The 17,680-nt window shown below is 33.9% G+C and carries 13 protein-coding genes; 7 read left to right on the top strand and 6 right to left on the bottom strand.

What is annotated here, in order from left to right; genetic code table 11:
- Window positions 1–42: 42 nt before the first annotated feature.
- Window positions 43–2,106, top strand: a complete 2,064-nt coding sequence (locus tag L3049_RS02430; RefSeq protein ID WP_275108188.1) for a helix-turn-helix domain-containing protein — start codon at window positions 43–45, stop codon at window positions 2,104–2,106.
- On the opposite strand, the gene L3049_RS02425 is transcribed toward L3049_RS02430, so the two are convergent.
- Genes L3049_RS02425 through L3049_RS02415 form a run of 3 tightly spaced genes read right to left on the bottom strand, consistent with a single transcriptional unit; the run spans window position 2,103 to window position 3,693 of the window.
- Window positions 2,103–2,543: a hypothetical protein gene (locus L3049_RS02425; protein WP_275108187.1), complete on the bottom strand. Its 441-nt coding sequence runs from the start codon at window positions 2,541–2,543 to the stop codon at window positions 2,103–2,105. The two genes, L3049_RS02430 and L3049_RS02425, sit on opposite strands and share 4 nt — an antisense overlap.
- A 27-nt stretch (window positions 2,544–2,570) precedes the next feature.
- A complete protein-coding gene (locus L3049_RS02420; protein WP_275108186.1) occupies window positions 2,571–3,224 on the bottom strand; it encodes a hypothetical protein in 654 nt (217 codons plus the stop codon).
- Window positions 3,208–3,693: an RNA polymerase sigma factor gene (locus L3049_RS02415; protein WP_275108185.1), complete on the bottom strand. Its 486-nt coding sequence runs from the start codon at window positions 3,691–3,693 to the stop codon at window positions 3,208–3,210. The genes L3049_RS02420 and L3049_RS02415 overlap by 17 nt, the downstream gene beginning before the upstream one ends.
- A 228-nt stretch (window positions 3,694–3,921) precedes the next feature.
- Here L3049_RS02415 and L3049_RS02410 point away from each other — a divergent pair, with 228 nt between their 5' ends.
- Together L3049_RS02410 and L3049_RS02405 are read left to right on the top strand one after the other, a co-directional pair.
- Window positions 3,922–4,758, top strand: a complete 837-nt coding sequence (locus L3049_RS02410) for a GLPGLI family protein (RefSeq protein ID WP_275108184.1) — start codon at window positions 3,922–3,924, stop codon at window positions 4,756–4,758.
- A gap of 60 nt (window positions 4,759–4,818) precedes the next feature.
- The gene (locus L3049_RS02405) at window positions 4,819–7,428 is read left to right on the top strand and encodes a TonB-dependent receptor (protein WP_275108183.1); all 2,610 of its coding nucleotides are present in this window, start codon (window positions 4,819–4,821) and stop codon (window positions 7,426–7,428) included.
- Window positions 7,429–7,597: 169 nt separating this feature from the next.
- On the opposite strand, the gene L3049_RS02400 is transcribed toward L3049_RS02405, so the two are convergent.
- Window positions 7,598–8,908 carry an MFS transporter gene (locus L3049_RS02400; RefSeq protein ID WP_275108182.1) on the bottom strand — a complete coding sequence of 437 codons (1,311 nt, stop codon included), beginning with the start codon at window positions 8,906–8,908 and terminating at the stop codon, window positions 7,598–7,600.
- 23 nt (window positions 8,909–8,931) lie between these two features.
- Window positions 8,932–10,851 carry a RecQ family ATP-dependent DNA helicase gene (locus L3049_RS02395; RefSeq protein WP_275108181.1) on the bottom strand — a complete coding sequence of 640 codons (1,920 nt, stop codon included), beginning with the start codon at window positions 10,849–10,851 and terminating at the stop codon, window positions 8,932–8,934.
- Window positions 10,852–11,088: 237 nt separating this feature from the next.
- On the opposite strand from L3049_RS02395, the gene L3049_RS02390 reads away from it, so the two are divergent.
- The 4 genes from L3049_RS02390 to L3049_RS02375 all read left to right on the top strand — a co-directional run bounded on the left by L3049_RS02390 (window position 11,089) and on the right by L3049_RS02375 (window position 17,079).
- A complete protein-coding gene (locus tag L3049_RS02390; protein ID WP_275108180.1) occupies window positions 11,089–11,538 on the top strand; it encodes a MarR family winged helix-turn-helix transcriptional regulator in 450 nt (149 codons plus the stop codon).
- A gap of 80 nt (window positions 11,539–11,618) precedes the next feature.
- The gene (locus L3049_RS02385) at window positions 11,619–12,971 is read left to right on the top strand and encodes an MATE family efflux transporter (RefSeq protein WP_275108179.1); all 1,353 of its coding nucleotides are present in this window, start codon (window positions 11,619–11,621) and stop codon (window positions 12,969–12,971) included.
- A 5-nt stretch (window positions 12,972–12,976) separates the two neighbouring features.
- Window positions 12,977–15,289 carry a bifunctional glutamate--cysteine ligase GshA/glutathione synthetase GshB gene (gene gshAB / locus L3049_RS02380; RefSeq protein ID WP_275108178.1) on the top strand — a complete coding sequence of 771 codons (2,313 nt, stop codon included), beginning with the start codon at window positions 12,977–12,979 and terminating at the stop codon, window positions 15,287–15,289.
- Window positions 15,290–15,474: 185 nt separating this feature from the next.
- Complete coding sequence (locus tag L3049_RS02375) at window positions 15,475–17,079, top strand: fumarate hydratase (RefSeq protein ID WP_275108177.1); 1,605 nt, start codon at window positions 15,475–15,477, stop codon at window positions 17,077–17,079.
- A gap of 56 nt (window positions 17,080–17,135) precedes the next feature.
- On the opposite strand, the gene arfB is transcribed toward L3049_RS02375, so the two are convergent.
- Entirely contained in the window at window positions 17,136–17,552 is a 417-nt protein-coding gene (gene arfB / locus L3049_RS02370) for an alternative ribosome rescue aminoacyl-tRNA hydrolase ArfB (protein WP_275108176.1), read from the bottom strand.
- Window positions 17,553–17,680: the final 128 nt, after the last annotated feature.

The following is a 17,680-nucleotide window of genomic DNA, read 5'->3' as shown; positions in this document are numbered from 1 at the left end:
TTTTCCGAAGAATTATTTAATCCTATTTATTTAGACATAAACATGCCTGATCAATCCTCTTCAGAAAATGATTTTCTGTTAAAAATTACTACTATTATTCAAGAGAATATCTCGAATGAAAAATTTGGTGTTTCGGAACTTGCAGATGAAGTAGGAATGAGTCGTTCTAATTTGTTGCGTAAAATCAAAAAAATAAATAATTTATCGGTAAGCCAGTTTATTCGTGAGGTGCGCCTTAAATATGCAATGGAATTATTGCAAGATACTGATCTTAGTGTTTCTGAAATATCATATAAGGTTGGCTTTAGCAGTGTTTCTTATTTTATTAAATGCTTTCGTGATCATTATGGATACCCTCCAGGGGAAGCCACAAAACAAGAAAACAAAGTAGATGATTCGTATTGGTTAGAACCAAAAAAAGGGAATAAGAGAAAATTGATACTTGCTGTATTCTTTATATTGATACTCATTTCAGTTTTTGGCTATGTATTTCTAAAACCAGTAAAGCAAGAACCTCTTGGTTTAGAAAAGTCGATTGCTGTATTGCCCTTTAAAAATGATAGTAATGATTCTACGAATGTTTATCTGATTAATGGTTTAATGGAATCGATTCTTACCAAGCTTCAACAAATTGAGGATGTAAGAGTGATTAGTCGTACCTCTGTGGAGAAATATCGAAACAATGCAAAATCCAGTGCCGAAATTGCAGAAGAGTTGAATGTAAGTTATTTTGTAGAAGGTAGTGGACAGAAAATAGGAGATCAGATTCAGTTAACTGTGCAGTTAATAGAAGCACCTACCGATAAGCATTTGTGGGCAGAGCAATACAACAAAAAAACCAAGGATATTTTCGCTTTACAGCAAGATGTTGCCAAAAATATAGCAAGCGAAATAAAAGCAATTATCACACCAGAAGAGGAAGAGCAGATTAATAAGGTGCCAACCGAAAATTTACTTGCTTATGACTATTTCTTGAAGGGTATGGAGTTTTTTCATAGAGGGAGTAGAGAGGGGTTAGAACAATCCATTATTTACTTCCAGAAAGCTGTTGCTGAAGATCCAGAATTTGCTCAAGCTTATGCAGATATAGCTATGGCTTACTATTATTTAGATATTGCAAAAGCTCAGAAAAATCACACTTCTATTATCAATGAAAATGCAGATAAGGCATTACTCTTAGATGGGAAATTGCCACAATCCCTATTGGCAAAGGCCTTATATTACATGAATATACGCGAATACGATAAGGCACTTCCCTATTTAGAAAAGGCATTGCACTACAATCCAAATTCAGCTCTTGCTATTAATTTTTTATCGGATTATTATACTACTTATATGCCCAATACCGAAAAATATTTGGAGTATGCCTTACGAGGAATAGGTTTGGATATAGCAGCGCAAGATTCGGTAACTGCTAGCTATGTTTATTTGCATGTTAGTAATGCACTTGTGCAATCGGGTTTTATTGAAGAATCCTTGTTTTACATTAATAAATCGACCGACTACAATCCAAAAAATTTGTTCTCTGAATATTTGAAAGCCTATATTTTATATGCGAAAAATGAAGATTTAATAAAGACAAAAAATCTCTTAGTAGCTGCTTTTGAAAAAGACACAACTCGTTTAGATATTTTGCAAGAGGTTGGCAAAATGTATTACTATATTCGGGATTATGAAACCTCTTATGCATACTACAAGCATTTTGTTGCCGCCAGAGAAAATTACAAGCTAAGTATTTATCCTCATGAGGATATTAAGATTGCTTTGGTTATGGAAAAAACTGGACGAAAAGCAGAAGCTGAGAAATTATTTGCCAATTATTTCGAATACGCTACCAATGATAAATCCATTTATAAAAATGCAAGTTTAGCGGTGTATTTTGCGCACAAGGGAGAAGTTGAGAAGGCTCTTGAACACTTAGATTTGTTTTCTAAGGAAGACAATTATCAGTTTTGGCTTCTTTTGTTTTTAGAGATCGATCCATTAGTTGATAATCTTAAGGACCATCCAGATTTTAAGAAAATAGTGAAGAAGATCAATAATAAATTCTGGAAGGGCCATAAAGAGATTAAAAAGTCTCTTAAGAAAAAAGAACTGATAGACTAAGATTGATTTATAAGGTTTAGTTGTTTGTCTTTTGCAGCAGCTTTTTTGTCCATGTTAGCACCAAGTGTCATTCCAACGACCAAACCAATGATTAAACTGATTCCATTGTGGTCATAAAAGGTGGAAACAGCGACTCCTAAAGCCATTCCAATAGCCATATATAAATCACGGTAGTGGTTAATTGCCACCAATTCAAGTTCATTCTCTACAAGTTTTAAGGTTTTATATCGTATTTTCTTGATGTATTTCCTTAATTCAGTATCAGTACCTTCAAACGAATTAATGGATTCAATATCTCTATTAATGGATTGCTGAATTTCATCTGGAATTTGCTTTTCATTTAGAGCATCAATTAAAGATTGCATTTTCTGATACGCTTTGTTAAGGCGTCTATTGCCACCAGTATTTCTTAGGGGTGCTATATTGTTAATCGTCATATTTTCAAGATTTTTTTTTAAATTCGACTAATTGATATCTGTGGCTCTTAATTCTTCAATGTCTGTAATCAGCTCCTTCAGTTTACGGAAAATTGGTCCATACACTAAACCCACATCAAAATTGTAAATTCGATCGCCAAAATAAGCCAATAAACTGGTGATGAAGATAATGGGTAATGTCCAAAGTACTGGTATTCCAAATAGTAAAGTTAGGTCATTCCCTTGTTCCATAAATTCGTTAAATTCACTCTGAATATCATTTGAAAACCAAAAACCAAGCACCATAAATAGAAAGAATAAAGGATAATAAATTCTGGCTATTTTTCTATTGGCTTGCAACTGCTCTTTCATCCAATTATTGAAGGCATTTAAGTATTCATAGCTACTCACATTTTTATCTATTTTAAGCAAGCTTTTATTCAATTTTCGATTGAATATTACAATTCCGTTTAGGATAAAGAAATAGCCAACACCCATAACAGGTATTCCCACAAAATAAGAAGCAATTAGCACTACGAATGAGCCAATGAATATTGCATTCAAATTGATTTTGAACATCCTCTTAAATTTATCAATAATATGCTTTGATTTTTGATTGTATAAGTCGTTTAGTTTTGGAGCTACTAAGGCGTCATTTTTCAAAAATCCCTCTTTCCAAATTGTTTCAATTGACTTTTCCATTTAGTATTTTTTTTAATCGTTCTTTAATTCGTTTAACTCTCACACCAATATTATTGGCATTGGTTCCAATTATAATTCCAATCTCTTGGTAACTTTTCTCTTCGAGATAAAGAAGTATAATTGCTCTGTCTACTTCTGACAATTGTTTGATCGCGACATACAGAAAGTTTAAAGATTCATCGTCAAAATTGTTACACTCTTCAATTGCCACGTCTGGTATTTGATCTGATGCAACTTTTTGCTTGTTATTTTTTTTTAGAAGTGTAAGACAAACATTTAGACTAAGTCGATAGATCCATGTAGACCATTCAGATTGTCCTCGAAAATTTTCATTACTCTTCCATATTTGCAAACAGACTTCTTGATAATAATCTTCGAAATCTTCTTGCGTATTTGTATATGCTCTACAAATCTTAATGATAATTGCAGCATAGGGTAAAATTGATGATGTATAAAAATCTGTACTCACGATAGCTTTTTCTTAATTAGTGGTAGAAATATAGGATTATTACACGTAAGGAATATTTTTTTTATACCTATAATCTCAAATAGGTATATAAGGATATGGTAATGAGTAGATTAAGGGGTTCGTGTAAAAATGATGTTTTTTATTTTTTTATTTTCTTGCTTGTCAATTAAACCATAATTAGATTTTACTGTCTTAGTATTGTGTTTCATTAAAAATAAATTATCTAACATGAGAAAACTTCTATTAACAGCCATGGGAATTTTGCTTGGCTTTAGCACAATAATTTCAGCACAAGGATTTCAGGGTAAGGCTGTATACGAAAGTAAAACAGTTATGAAGATGGATTTTTCGGGTCGAAACATTCCTGAAGACAGGAAAAAAATGATCATGGAAAGAATGAAGAAAGCTGGGGAGAAAACCTTTGTGTTAAGTTTTAACCAAATAGAATCGCTGTATAAGGAAGAGCAGAAGTTGGAACAGCCAGGTGAATCACGTGGAGGTATGAGATTTGGGATGATGGGATCTGGAGGAGAAGACTATTATAAAAGTATAAAAGATGGAACTTATGCAGTTAAGAAAGATCTTTTTGGCAAGATTTTTTTAGTGAAAGATAGCCTACCGAAATTGGAATGGAAAATGAGTGGAGAGACTAAAATGATTGGCAAGTATACTGCATTTAAAGCTACTGCAACAAAAACAGTAAAACGCCCAAATATGTCTGCTCTTTTTAATCGAAACGAGAACAATAAAGGGAAAGAATTCACGGAGAAAAAAATCGAGATTGTTGCATGGTATTCCATGGATATCCCAGTAAATCAGGGACCTGCTGATTATTGTGGTTTGCCTGGTTTAATTTTGGAAGTTAGTGATGATGTAACGAGTATTTTGTGTTCGCAAATTGTATTGAATCCAAAAGACAAAATAGAAATAAAAGCTCCATCAAAAGGGAAAGAAGTAACACAAGAAGAATTTGATACCATTTCAAGAAATAAAATGAAAGAAATGCGCGAGAGTGGTGCGTTTGGAAGAGGTCGTCGAGGTGGAGGAGGATCAGGACATCGATAGTATTTGGAGGCTTTGAGATCTACAGTTAATTTTTTCCAAATTCAGTAAAATTTAATCCAAATGAAGAAATATTTTTTCTTACTCTTATTAATTGTTTTCTCTGCGAAAGCATTTTCTCAAAAAATATCACTTACCGGTATTATAAGAGATAGCATCGGATCTGGAGTTGAAATGGCAAATATTATTGCGATTAATTCAGACACTAAAATAATGGAATCATATTGTGTTACCAACCATAATGGATTGTACAAGTTGGTTTTACAGGAAAACTCAAACTATAATGTTAAAGTTAGCTTTATTGGATTTGCCCCAAAGGAGTTTGTGTTTAATTCAAAAGAAGTAGATGCCGAAAGGAACATTCGTTTGTCTGAAGAAAATAGTATGCTTTCTGAGGTTGATGTTACTTATACAATGCCCGTATCGGTTCGAGGAGATACCATCGTTTATGATACAGATTCGTTTACGACTGGTACCGAAAAGAAATTGAAAGATGTTTTGGTTAGTTTGCCTGGTGTCGAAATGAATGATGATGGACAAATTGAGGTAGAAGGGAAAACGGTTCAGAAGGTGATGGTTGAAGGAAAAGATTTTTTTGATGGTGATTCAAAAATTGCTGCAGATAATATTCCTGCTAATGCTGTCGATAAAGTTGAAGTGCTCAGAAACTATAATGAAATTGGTCAGATGAAAGGCTTGACTAATGATGATGAAAATATCGCTTTGAATATAAAATTGAAAAAAGGAAAGAACAAATTTTGGTTTGGTGAAGTAACCGCTGGTGCAGGCCCAGATGATAAATTTTTGGCTCATCCAAAATTGTTTTACTACAGCCCTAAATTTAGTTTGAACGTAATTACCGATGCAAATAACATTGGAGAAGTTCCATTCACAAGACGAGATTATATGAATTTTACTGGTGGCTTTAGAGGTTTTAACCGTGGTGGTGGAAGTTCTATAGGAGTTGGCTCTAATGGTTTGGGAATATCAACTGCGCAAAATAATCGTGCAAAAGATATTAATACAAGGTTTGCAGCAGTAAATTTCTCTTATTCACCAATAGAGGAATGGGATTTAAGTGGTTTTGGAATCTATTCTTACACAGCCACCGAAATGGAAACAAGAAGTACTACAACTTTTAAATTAGACGATAATAAATCTAAGGTTGAAGAGGCAATCAATTATAACGATCAGAAAGTAAATTTAGGTTTACTGAAATTTAGTTCTGTTTACAAGCCAAATGCTAATTTTCAATTCGATTATGATATTATGATGAAGCAGTCGGATGATGATGAAAAGGAAGAGGTAAATTCCAGTGTTGATGGGGGAAGTGATCAAATCAGTCAGTTTAAAAAGCAAAAACCAATATCGATCAATCAGAATACGAATATTTATTATACTGTAGATGAAAAAAATATCCTCTCTTTTGAAGCGCAACATCTTTATCAGGATGAAGATCCGTTTTACAATGCAGTAAGAGACGAGTTTGCTTTTGTAGATCTATTTCCTTTGGATGAATCTTTAGGTTTTTACAATATCAATCAGCAAAAGAAAATTATTAGTAATAAAGTTGATGCCAAACTTGAATACTATCACATTACAGGAGATCGTAGTAACATTCAATTTACTTTAGGAACGACTCAAAGCCATCAAAATTTCGATTCTGATATTTTTCAAATTTTAGATGATGAATCGAAGCTAAATATGGAGGGAAATGAATTTGAAAACGATGTGAAATTTAATGTGTCAGATTTGTTTTTCGGTTTTCATTACAAATTAAAAGCAGGAATATTTACTTTTAATCCTGGTGTAAGTTTGCACCAGTACAATGTGAAAAATACGCAATCGGGAACAACAATAAATGATGAATTAACATCCGTATTGCCTGATATGTACATTAATATGCAATTGAAAAAGTCTGAGAATCTTCGTTTTAATTATCGAATTACCCGTTCGTTTACCGATGTTAGTAAGTTTGCAGAATCGTATGTCTTGAACAATTACAATTCGGTATATTCTGGGAATAGAGATTTGGAAAGTTCTTTAAATCATAACATTTCTTTGAATTTCTTTAGTTTCAATATGTTCAATTTTACCAACATGTTTGCTAATGTAACCTACACCAAACGAATTGATGCCTTAAAAAATGATGTAATGCCAATTGGTATTAATCAAGTTAGAACAACTATTAACTCAAACTTTAATGATGAATCGGTAAGTGCTAATGCACGATATCAAAGAACTTTTAAGAAAATAAAAGGATCGTTAAAGGCGAATTTCTCTTGGGCAAAAACCAATAATCTGGTTAATTCGAAACCAAGCGTGTCTGAATCCTTGAATCAGAATTATAGTGGATCATTGGCAACAAATTTTAAGAAAGCTCCTAATTTAGAAGTGGGTTACAAATATGGAATTAGTCAGTACGATCGAGGTTCTACAACAACAACATATTATACCAAAAGGCCATATGCGAAATTGGATGCAGCATTTTTTGGGGGCTTTATTTTTACGGCCGACTATGATCTATACAGCTATTCTGACAAGGACAATACAATAGAAAACGAATATAGTTTTCTTGATGCTGCACTTACTTATCAGAAGAAAGATAGTCATTGGGAATTTGGTTTAAAAGGGAAGAATTTATTGGATACAAGATTCCTTAGACAAAAGTAGTGAGTCCGATTATTCATTCTCATCTTCAACCTATTTTGTGCAGCCTCGTTATTTGTTGTTTACTGTAAAGTATGATATTTAAATAAAAGATGCCATTTGCATTTGTCAAAATACAATAGAGCACAATGCTTATATAAGCAGATACAAATTAAGTTTTGTGTCTGCTTTTTTATTGTAGCTGAGGATTTTTGGCTTTTACAGATAGAATTAAAAGTAATACTACAACAACTATTCCAATGTATCCAGCCAAACTGTAGCTGTTGGTTAGTGTAAATATTCTACTGAAAAACAAGGGAGCAATGGCACTCGAAAATACAATTAGTGACATGGACAAACCACTGATTGCGCCTAAGTTTTCTCTTCCATAAAAACGAGGCCAGGTAATTGCGGCAATAACCGAAAACAATCCGCCCATTACACCATTTCCTAGAATTAGCACATAAAATCCAATTTCATATTCAAGAATAGCAACACCTAAACTGGCAAGTAAACAACCAAGCAGAAATACGATCAGGATTTTTTGCATTCGAATGTAATCGCTAAGAATATTACCAGCAATAGCAGTTATGATAGAAATGATGGATGCAGGAACAAAAACACTTAATGCTTTTTGTTCAGAATAACCACAAGACTCAAAAATAGAAATCACATTAAATGTAAAGCCTGTTATAAAAAAGGCATTAAAACTTAAGCCAAGTGCAAAAACCCAAAATACCCATGTGCTGCGAGCCTCTTTTAAGGTGTATTGTTTTTTTGTCTGAAATGTAGGATTGCTTTTTTGCTTAGGTGCAATTATTTTCCCATCAGGAATTAGTCCACATTCTTCTGGATTATCTCGGTAAAAAATATAGGCAAATAAGACAAATATTAGGGTAAGAAAAGCCAATATTTGATAAGCAATACTCCAATCGAATTGACTTATTATAAGAGCTATAAACAATGGGGAAACAGCAAATCCGAAAGATTGAAAAGCACTGGAAATACTATTTGCCAAACCTCTTCTTTGGTCGAACCATTTCATGATAAGATTTCGCGATGCCAGTGTTAATACGCCTTGTCCAGAAAAGCGTAGGAAAAAGAATAGAAGAGATATAAAGGTGAAGGAAACAATTGAATATTTAACCCCACTAAATTGCGATAAGGAACTAGAAACAGTATCTGAATAGGAAAATAGAAACAAGGTGGCAGCCAAGCATAAAGCTGCCATTATAGCGGTAAATCGAGCACCATACTTATCGTAAATTTTTCCTGCATAAGTTAAGAATAATGAACTTCCTACTGTTCCTATCAAGTAGGCCGAACTCAATGCATCTCTGCTCAGTTGCAGCGATTCCATCAAGTAATTTGTAAAAACCGAAACGCCCATGGTTTGCCCTGGAATACTACACAATATACCTATGGTACCTGCAATCATACTCATCCATCCATAAAAGAATGGAAATTTTTTAGGAGCGAAAGGGAAATTCGGATTTCTTTTCAAAATAGTAATTTTTAAGATCTGTATTATAAAGAGCTATTTTCTTTAATCCAATTGTAAACATCTTCGAAGCGATAGTTCTCAAGGAATGAAAAATGCTTTAACTGTTTTAATTTTAATCGAGTAAAACTTGGCGTGTTGATTCCACATAAATATTTAGTCAACAATTCACTAGTGTATTTATCTTCTAACTTAGCGATTGCTTCTTGGCACAATTCATTAAAGTTGTGCTCATTTAAACCTTTTAAGTGATTTGAATTTTCAATTTTAACACTTCCAGTATTGCAAACAGAACAATGTCCACATTTTTGCCATTCAGGATCTTCGCCAAAATAATTTGCCAAATTTTTACTTAAACAATTTTCCGATTCAAAAAGGGCTAACATTTCACGAATTCGGTTAACTTCTACTTTTTCTTTTGCCTTGAAGCTAGAGTATAGTTCTTCGGAAAGTACATCAATGTCAAAATTTGGATTCGTTACGGCAAAAACATCAACCATCACTTTTGCCTCCAAATTTATTATTTGTTGCGCATCAAAATATTCTAGAGCCGATACGATTCGATTTCGATCCGTTGCATAATTTTTACTGATGGTATCAAAATTTACGGTTATCCATTTTCTAGCTTTTTGGGAATGATCGAAAATGGCCTGAATAAATTTCTTTCGTTCTCCTTGAAAGTTTTCTACGATACTTTTTTCATCCTTATTTAAGCTAAATCGATAATCAGCAAAATAACTGAATTGAGGTTTGATAATACCACGCATCTCCATGTAAACCAGTAAGGTTTTAATTGGAAGAATACGAATATTACTAACAGAAGGAAGGGTGTTTAACTTGATTTCCCAGCTAGTTTCAGCCTTTTTTATACGAGTGAGAATCTCTTTTATGCCTGATAGGGCAGGTGTGTCTCCAAATATGAAATTCTCAAGCACATTAACATTGTCGTGATTTGCCAAAACAATGCAATCGGATTTTTCTCCATCTCGTCCCGCTCTTCCAATTTCTTGCGAATAGTTTTCGGTAGATTTTGGTAAGTCGTAATGGATCACATATCGAATGTTACTTTTATCGATTCCCATTCCAAAAGCAATTGTTGCAACAACACAATTTATTTTGTTATCCATGAACTGATTTTGAATATCCTCTCGATTTTCACTTTTCAATCCAGCATGGTAAGCTTTTGAACTAATTCCTTTTGACGCTAAAATAGATGAAACTATTTCGGCTGTTTTTTGTTGGGTTACATAAACAATTCCGCATTCATTTTTTCTTGTGCTTAGCAAGGAGATTAGCTGTTCATTCTTTTTGGATTGAGTAACAGGAATTACCTCCAAATTTAGATTCGATCGATAAAATCCAGTAATGCTAACTTGCTCTTTTGGAATCGTAAACTTTCGAGACATATCCTCAATTACTTTTGGCGTTGCGGTTGCGGTAAGTAAGAGAACTTGCTTGGCTTTAAATTCTTTTTTATAATCGGGAAGCTTCAGGTAGTCAGGTCTGAAATTGTGTCCCCATTCCGATATACAATGAGCTTCGTCAACTACCATTAGTGATATTGGAATTTCTTTTAGAAATCTGCGAAAGCGTTCATTTTTAAATCTTTCTACCGAAATCATTAGTATTTTATGTCGTTTGCCACGAATTCCATTCATGATATCTTGTTCCTCCTCTTTCGAGAGAGATGAATCTATACGAACGGCCGATATATTTTTGGACTGCAAAAAGTCAATTTGGTCTTTTATTAGTGCCAGTAAAGGAGAAACGACTAAAGTTAGTTCAGGTAATTCAAGAGCTGGCAATTGATAGCATAAGGATTTACCTGAACCTGTTGGGAAAATTGCTATCGCTGATTTGCCATCGAGTACGTTAGAAATTACCTCTTCTTGACCTGGTTTGAAAGTTGAAAAGCCGAAATTATCCTCTAATAGATCGTGTAACATGTTTTATTATAAAGATTTAAAGACAATAATTACTTGAGGCAAATAACATGTATGCCTAAGAAATTACTTCATAAAATTTGAACATCGAAATTAGTCAATTATTAATAGATTATTGTAAAAATTAAGAAAACTAATGGTTGGATACGCTTCTGTTAAAATAGTGTAAAGAATGAAATTTCCTTTGATCTAAGTTTAGTATTTCGTTAATTTGTATCGCAAGCGATACAAACAAAAGGCATGGATAAAACAGATAATAAAGAGGTCGATTTATTGAAATTGGAAAATCAATTGTGTTTTTCGATTTATGCGGCTTCTCGTTTAATGACAAGAATGTACCAACCTTACCTTGACGACTTGGGAATCACCTATCCTCAGTACTTGGTATTGTTGATTTTGTGGGAGAAAGAGGGGATTGGTGTCAATGAAATTGCATGCAAGTTGTATTTAAATACCAATACGGTTACTCCATTGCTAAAGCGCATGGAGCAGCTTGATATAATAAAAAGAATTAAGTGTTGTGAGGACGAGAGGAAAGTTCTAATTTATCTTACTGATAAAGGCAAATCTAGCAAGACCAAAGCACAACAAATCCCAATAGATATGGCGACTAATTTAGAGTGCGATATGGAAAAAGCAATGGGGCTTAAAAAGGAATTGGATAATCTAATAGGCCGCATGCTTAAATAATATATTGCTGTTATTCTTAGAAATTTGTTTCCTTACGATTTTTGTGCATATCTAAATGCCATCATTTTGAACTTTTGTTGATGTTAAAATATATTACCAATTTTCTTAAAAAAGAACAAACCTATTCGGCTGTTGGAAGAAAGCTTTTAAAGCTTGCTTTTCCAATTATTGGCTCATATTTGTTACACATGACTTATAATCTAACCGATATGATTTGGGTTGGTTATTTAGGTAGTGGTGCTGTTGCCGCAGTAGGTTCTGCAGGATTCTTTTTACATCTGGGTTGGGCAATGGCCTCCATTGTAACTGTTGGCGCCAATGTGAAAATTGCTCATTCGGTTGGTGCCGAAAATATGGATGATGCAGGTCGATATTCAACTTCAGGTTTGTGGGGGATTGGTAGCATTGCCATTCTTTTTACTTCTGTATTTTTAGCAATACCAGAACAGTTTATTGGCTTTTTTCAAATGAAGGATGCTGCTGTTAATGAGATGGCTACTTCGTACTTGGTAATCAGTGCTTTTGGTATAATTATTAGCTTTGTTAACCTTCTTTTTATTAGCATTTTTAATGCGCATGGTAAAACCAAAATATCTTTTAAGGCTAGTGTTATCGGGACATTAATAAATATTGTACTCGATCCACTATTAATTATTGTTTTTGAGTTTGGTGTAGAAGGAGCCGCAGTTGCTTCTATTGTAGGAAGAACTTTTAGTTTGCTGTTTTTCTTATCTACCATGAAGAAGTTTGAGAACATTCGATTTAATGGATTGTTTCCAAAATCGAGTAAATTAAAAACACTATTTGCGGTTGGTATGCCAGCTGCTGTGCAACGAATTTCCTTTTCTGTTATCTATATTTTTCTTGCAAGGATTATTGCTGATTGGGGACCAAATGCGATTGCCGTGCAAAAAATTGGTGTGCAAATTGAATCTATTACTTTTATGATTGTAGGAGGTTTAATGCAAGCTGTAACCATTATGGTTGGTCATAGTTATGGTGCAAAAAACTTAACCGAAGTACCAAATATTTATCGCGCTGGTTGGCGAATAGCTTTTGTAGTTGCAATGGTTACAACCGCAATCTTTTTACTATTACCTCAAACCTTATTTTCCATATTCGTTCCAGAGGCGGAGAGTATACTAATGGGAAAAGATTATTTGATGATTTTGGCAGCTTCGCAATTATTTATGTGTTTAGAGATGATATCTGCAGGGGTATTTAATGGATTAGGAAAAACAAAAATACCAGCTGCCGTGAGTGTTATTTTTACATCCCTTCGCTTGCCTGGAGCTTATTTTTTAGGTTTTTATACCTTCTTAAGTTTGAATGGGGTTTGGTGGAGTATTACAGGGAGTAGTATATTAAAAGGAATCGTCCTTTACTTTTTATTAAGAGCTTATTTTAAGAACAATACATTTGGTAAATTCTAATTGATATGGATCATTTGATTAATAATATAACTGAATCATTAAAGAACGAGGGAATTCAGAATAGCCTAATTAATGGGCAATTTGGGATTGAAAAGGAAAATGTAAGAGTCGATTACAAGGGAGGAATGGCTCGAACACCTCACCCGGGAATTTTAGGAGATAAGTTTCATCATCCTTTTATTACCACGGATTTTTCTGAAAGTCAGGTAGAAATGATAACACCTCCATTGCAAAGTGTTGCAGAGGTACATGGTTTTTTGGAAACCTTACAAGATGTTATTTCAGAGAATTTGGTAGATGAATTACTTTGGCCACAAAGTGCACCGCCATTGCTGCCGCAGGAGGAGGAAATTCCAATTGCAAAGTTTGGCGAAAAGGGAATTCATAAAGAAAAATACAGAGAAGAATTAGCTCATAAGTATGGTAAGGAAAGGCAAATGCTTTCTGGCATCCATTTTAATTTTTCACTTACTTCTAGATTAGAGCGCAAATTAAAAAAGGCTATCAAATGGAATGGTGATCTAGAAAAATTTAGAGAAACGATTTACCTTAAGATGGTTAGGAATTTCATGCGTCACCGCTGGATGTTGATTTGGTTATTTGGAGAAAGTCCGGTTTCAGATCCTTCCTTAAAGATGAAATCTTTGAAAACGGGAGAAAAAACTTCAATGGGCTGTAGCAATGCTATTTCAATAAGAAACAGTTCTGTAGGTTATCGAAATAAAGAAGAATACTTCGTTGATTTTAATAGCTTAGATCGATATTTTTCATCACTTTCTAAATTGATCGAATCTGGAGATATTTTATCGGGAGATGAATTGTATTTGCCAATTCGCCTAAAATTTAATGAGGATAGTAAACAAATTTCACATTTAGAGGTTCGAATTCTCGATTTAGATCCATTTGAAAAATCAGGAGTTTCTAAAAACAGATTGTACTTTACTCATTTGTTTTTACTGTATTCTTTGTTCAAAGAGGAAAAGGATGCTTATCAAGATAAGGATCAAAAAATAGCAGCTAAGAATCAAGATTTAGTTTCTTGTTCGGGTATGAATCCAGATTTATTATTGATGAGTACTGATGGAAATTCTACAGGATGTGATCAGATGTTAAACGATTTATTCGCTGACATCAAAAAATTTATGGCTGATTGTAAATTGAATGAAAATGAGGAGTATTCATCCGCATTATCCGAAGTGAAAGGATTGATTGACAATCCAAATGAAAGGTCGTCTTTCAAGGTTAAGGAAAAGGTTTTGGAGGAAGGGTTTATCAATTTTCATTTAAATAAAGCCAAACAACACAAAGAAGAAAGCGAAATGAGTGGTTTCCGTTTCCACGGATTTGAAGACCTTGAATTGTCATCACAATTACTTATGAAAGCAGCTTTAAGAAGAGGAGTTGAATTCAATATTTTGGATAGAAGTGAAAATTTTATCAGCCTAACTCAAGGTGATAAAATGGAATATGTAATGCAAGCAACTCGTACATCATTGGACAATTATTCGAGTGTATTAATGATGGAAAATAAGCTGGTTACAAAGAAAATATTAGAAGCAAGTTCGGTTCGTGTTCCTTGTGGACTCGATTATCAAAATGCCAAACAAGCTCGTTCTGATTTTGATTTGTTTGAAGGCAAACCAATAGTTGTAAAACCAAAATCAACCAATTTTGGTTTGGGAATTACAATTTTAAAAGAAAATAATAACCAAGAAGTATACAAAAGAGCGGTTGATATTGCTTTTGAACATGATGGAAGCATCTTAATTGAAGAATTTATATCGGGAAGAGAATTTAGATTTTTTGTGATTAACGATCAGGTTACAGGGATCTTACATCGTGTGCCTGCCAATGTGAAAGGAGATGGCGAAAAGTCGATTCGCGAATTGGTCGAAATTAAAAATCTGGATCCCTTGCGCGGAAGAGGATATCGAACTCCTCTTGAAAAAATTAGATTGGAAGAAGCTGAAGAAATGTTTTTGAAGGAGCAAGGCTTCAATTTTGAAAGTGTTTTAAAGAAGGATCAAATTGTTTATTTACGTGAAAATTCGAATATAAGTACCGGTGGCGATAGTATCGATTATACAGATGATATTCATCAGTCGTATAAGGATATAGCCATTCAGTCATCGAAGGCCCTAGACGTTAAGATAACAGGATTAGACATGATGATAGAAGATGTTACTGTTCCTGCTACGAAAGATAATTATGCAATTATTGAGATGAATTTTAATCCTGCAATTCACATTCATTGTTATCCATATATTGGTAAAAATCGTCAGTTGAATGAGAAAATATTAGATTCTTTGGGATTTTGATACGATCTGAAAGAATCGAAATCATTGAGCTTATGTTGCAGGGCAATGTTTTAGAATAGCTAATTTATCGAACAGCAAACTGCAATTTATCTTATATTTGTCTATGACAATAATCAAGGATTGATGTTTCCATTTTTGATTGTTGCAATTGATTTGTAAATACAAAATTATAAAAACATTATATCATGTCTGATTTTAACTACCAAAAACCATTTCCTATAACAAAGGATACGACCCAATATCGTCTATTGACTAAAGACTTTGTATCGACTATCGAAGTAGATGGAAGAAAAATTCTTAAAGTGGATCCTAAGGGACTAGAGATGCTATCTAAGCAAGCTTTTGCCGATGTTTCTTTTTATTTACGTCCTGCACACCTGGAGAAATTAAGAACGATACTTCAAGATCCTGAGGCTTCAGATAATGATAGATTTGTGGCTCATACTATGTTACTGAATCAGGTTGTCTCTGCTGAAGGAGAATTACCTACATGTCAGGATACAGGGACAGCTATTGTTGTTGGAAAAAAAGGAGAAGACGTTTATACAGGTGCTGATGATGCTAAGCATTTATCACAAGGTGTTTACGATACTTATCAAGAGCGTAATCTGCGTTATTCTCAGGTGGTTCCTTTTAGCATGTTCGAAGAAAAGAATACAGGCAATAACCTCCCTGCTCAAATCGATATTTATGCAAATCAAGGTAATGCATATGAATTTCTTTTCCTTACCAAAGGTGGAGGTTCAGGTAATAAGACATTCTTGTATCAGCAAACAAAAGCTTTGTTGAATGAAGAGAACTTAACTAAGTTTATTACTGAGAAAATTAAAGATCTTGGTACTTCGGCTTGTCCTCCTTATCACTTAGCACTTGTAATAGGTGGAACATCAGCTGAAGCTAATTTGGCTACAGTTAAAAAAGCATCAACAGGTTATTTCGATCATTTGCCTAATGAAGGTAACGAAGGTGGTCAGGCTTTTCGCGACTTAGAGTGGGAGAAACGTGTTGTTGATATTTGTCGTAACAGTGAAATTGGAGCTCAGTTTGGAGGTAAGTATTTCGTACACGATGTTAAGGTGATTCGTTTGCCACGTCACGCGGCTTCTTGTCCTGTTGGATTAGGGGTGAGCTGTTCAGCAGATAGAAATATTAAAGCGAAGATTAACGAAGATGGTATTTTCTTAGAAGAATTAGAGAAGGAACCATTTAAATATCTGCCAAAGGAGGCACCACACTTGAAGGATGCTGTTGAGATTGATTTGGATCAACCAATGGAAGATATTCGTAAGGAGTTGTCTAAGTATCCAATTAAAACGCGTTTAAGCCTGAACGGAACTTTGATTGTAGCACGTGATATTGCACATGCACAGATTAAGCAAATGTTGGATGAGGGTAAGGAAATGCCTGAATATTTCAAGAATCATCCTGTTTATTATGCCGGACCAGCTAAAACACCTAAAGGAATGCCTTCAGGAAGTTTTGGACCAACTACAGCAGGCCGTATGGATTCATATGTTGATGTATTCCAAAAAGTAGGAGGCTCTATGGTTATGGTGGCTAAAGGAAACCGTTCTAAGGCGGTTACTGATGCTTGTCATGCAAATGGAGGTTTCTACTTGGGATCGATTGGTGGACCAGCTGCAGTTTTAGCAAAAAACAGTATTAAGTCTATCGAAGTAATTGATTTTCCTGAATTAGGAATGGAAGCAGTTCGTAAGATTCGCGTTGAGAATTTCCCTGCTTTTATTATTGTTGATGATAAAGGAAATGACTTCTTTGCAGATATGTAAGAAGTCATTTTAGGACAAAAATATAGGGTGATCCATTGGGTCACCCTTTTTGTATTTTATAATTCAGGTTTTTTTCTACTTTCCTTTTTTTTAGCTTGAGCCTGTTTCCCTTCTAGTCTTTTTTCTTTTGAAGCCCTTGTTGGTCGAGTCTTTTTTCTTGGTTTGACAGGAGTTAACGCGATTTCAACCCATTGATAAAATTTTTCAATGGCAATTTCCTTATTCTGTACTTGAGATCTTTCATTTTGAGCCGTAACCGATAAAATTCCATCAGAATTGATGTGATGATACAATTTCACAAAAATAATTTGTTTTTCTTCATCAGTTAAAATTTTAGAATCAAAAAGTGGAAAGCGTAATTCTACTTTAGAATTTACTTTATTAACGTTTTGTCCCCCTGGTCCACTACTTCTTGAAGTAATGAATTCGAATTCTTTTGATAAGTCTTTTGTAAATTTATATTGCTCTGCCATAGTATTGTAAATATAAGTCGAAAATAGTAACTGAACAAAAGATATTTTTCTTGCTCAATTCCTGTTCAGATACAAACGTACAAAAATAGATTTTAGTATGAGGGATTAATTAGATATGAAAAATGCCA

The sequence above is a fragment of the Labilibaculum sp. DW002 genome (assembly GCF_029029525.1).
Taxonomy (GTDB): Bacteria; Bacteroidota; Bacteroidia; order Bacteroidales; family Marinifilaceae; genus Paralabilibaculum; species Paralabilibaculum antarcticum.
The sequence above is the reverse complement of the archived record's forward strand: the minus strand, read 5'-3'. Positions and strand labels throughout refer to the sequence as shown.

Bases quoted from the DNA above. Each gene is read 5' to 3' on its own strand.
- L3049_RS02430 (WP_275108188.1), top strand. From the start codon at position 43: ATGCCTGATCAATCCTCTTCAGAAAATGATTTTCTGTTAAAAATTACT.
- L3049_RS02425 (WP_275108187.1), bottom strand. From the start codon at position 2,543: ATGACGATTAACAATATAGCACCCCTAAGAAATACTGGTGGCAATAGA.
- L3049_RS02420 (WP_275108186.1), bottom strand. From the start codon at position 3,224: ATGGAAAAGTCAATTGAAACAATTTGGAAAGAGGGATTTTTGAAAAAT.
- L3049_RS02410 (WP_275108184.1), top strand. From the start codon at position 3,922: ATGAGAAAACTTCTATTAACAGCCATGGGAATTTTGCTTGGCTTTAGC.
- L3049_RS02405 (WP_275108183.1), top strand. From the start codon at position 4,819: ATGAAGAAATATTTTTTCTTACTCTTATTAATTGTTTTCTCTGCGAAA.
- L3049_RS02395 (WP_275108181.1), bottom strand. From the start codon at position 10,851: ATGTTACACGATCTATTAGAGGATAATTTCGGCTTTTCAACTTTCAAA.
- L3049_RS02390 (WP_275108180.1), top strand. From the start codon at position 11,089: ATGGATAAAACAGATAATAAAGAGGTCGATTTATTGAAATTGGAAAAT.
- L3049_RS02385 (WP_275108179.1), top strand. From the start codon at position 11,619: ATGTTAAAATATATTACCAATTTTCTTAAAAAAGAACAAACCTATTCG.
- gshAB (WP_275108178.1), top strand. From the start codon at position 12,977: ATGGATCATTTGATTAATAATATAACTGAATCATTAAAGAACGAGGGA.
- L3049_RS02375 (WP_275108177.1), top strand. From the start codon at position 15,475: ATGTCTGATTTTAACTACCAAAAACCATTTCCTATAACAAAGGATACG.
- arfB (WP_275108176.1), bottom strand. From the start codon at position 17,552: ATGGCAGAGCAATATAAATTTACAAAAGACTTATCAAAAGAATTCGAA.